The sequence below is a fragment of the Mesorhizobium sp. P2_F8 genome, from assembly GCF_056403655.1.
Genome location: NZ_JBFUFB010000106.1, coordinates 1 through 1,224 on the forward strand (window position 1 = coordinate 1; position 1,224 = coordinate 1,224).

At 61.4% G+C, this 1,224-nt stretch carries 3 protein-coding genes; all 3 read right to left on the reverse strand.

The genetic code is table 11. From position 1 onward, the window contains the following. Positions 1–4: 4 nt before the first annotated feature. Positions 5–427 carry a DNA ligase-like domain-containing protein gene (locus AC1DZP_RS36215; protein ID WP_477309151.1) on the reverse strand — a complete coding sequence of 141 codons (423 nt, stop codon included), beginning with the start codon at positions 425–427 and terminating at the stop codon, positions 5–7. Further along, positions 385–801 (reverse strand): DNA ligase-like domain-containing protein, encoded by a 417-nt coding sequence (locus AC1DZP_RS36220; protein ID WP_477309153.1) that lies wholly within the window; start codon positions 799–801, stop codon positions 385–387. The genes AC1DZP_RS36215 and AC1DZP_RS36220 overlap by 43 nt, the downstream gene beginning before the upstream one ends. 210 nt (positions 802–1,011) lie before the next feature. Further along, positions 1,012–1,224 (reverse strand): hypothetical protein (locus tag AC1DZP_RS36225; protein WP_477309155.1); only part of this gene is annotated, 213 nt, incomplete at its 5' end.

A 1,224-nucleotide genomic window follows, 5' to 3' on the forward strand; every position in this document is an offset into this window, starting at 1 on the left:
GGCTTCACCCAGTCGACGTCGTCATCGGCCATCGCGGTGGGGACACCACCACCAGGTTGCTCGGCACGATCGCGCTCGATGCGCTGCCAGAGCCGGTCCTTGATGGCACGCGTGGTGGCGATGACGGCCTTGCCGACATATTTGCCGTCCTTGGCGAACAGCCCTCGGTCTGCTTGCCGGCCTCCCGCTTTACGCCGATCAGGTCGAGGTCATCGACATCCCAGCATTTCGTTTTGACCCACGCATCGGATTCGCCGCTGCGATAGGGGCTGCCGCAGCGCTTCGACACCATGCCTTCGAGCCCCATCTTGTCGACGGCGGCCAAGAACGCGGCGCCGTCGCCCTCGACGTGCTGGCTGTACTGGATGATGCCGTCGGCTGGCTTCACCAGATCCCACAGGATCGCCTTGCGCTCGATCGCCGGCAAGCCCCGCAGATCCTCGCATCCTTGTGCAGGATGTCGAAGGCGACGAAGGCGAGCAGCTCGGCGTTCCAGGCCATACGCGAGTGCATCTGGTGGAAGTTCGGCCGGCTGTCGGGCTCCTTGCGATCATCTCGCCATCGATGATGAACGACTTCGCCGGCAGTTTTTCCGCTGCGCCGATCACTGGCCAATAGCGTTTCGACCAGTCGATGCCGGTCCTGGTGAAGGCAGCGACCTTCTGCCCAATCCCGGATGAGCTGGGTGCGGAAGCCGTCAAACTTGATCTCGTGGAGCCAATCGTCGCTGACGGGCGGCTCGAGCACCAGCAAAGGCTCCTGCGGCTTGATGAACTTCAATCGCGGTTCGGCGTTACGCATGCACTCACATGCTCCCCACTCGGCATTAAATAAGCTTTAGCTAAAATAGTTCCGGAACCATTACCGCAGTCGGCAGTTTGAGCGAGCATGACCAAGCAGAACCAAGCCGGCCACCCCATTCCCGGCCGGCGCGATGATGGCGATCCGGAGGATGAGCGGGAAAATTTCTACCCGTCCCCAACCTGCGGACAGTTGGTTGATATGCGGGACCTACGGCAAGTTATCTGGCATGAAAGGCCCGGACACAAACCACTCGATCTCGGGCGGCCATGAACGCAAAAGGCCCGCCACGGAGGAAGCCGTGACGGGCCCCCGAAAGATGTCGAAACAACTTTCATGCACCCGCGTCACACAGATGCGTGGGCAAAACGAGCGGAAGAACAAACCGTTCCACGAAAAGCCCGCCACCGTGGGCCGGTGACG

Bases quoted from the DNA above. Each gene is read 5' to 3' on its own strand.
- AC1DZP_RS36220 (WP_477309153.1), bottom strand. From the start codon at position 801: ATGCGTAACGCCGAACCGCGATTGAAGTTCATCAAGCCGCAGGAGCCT.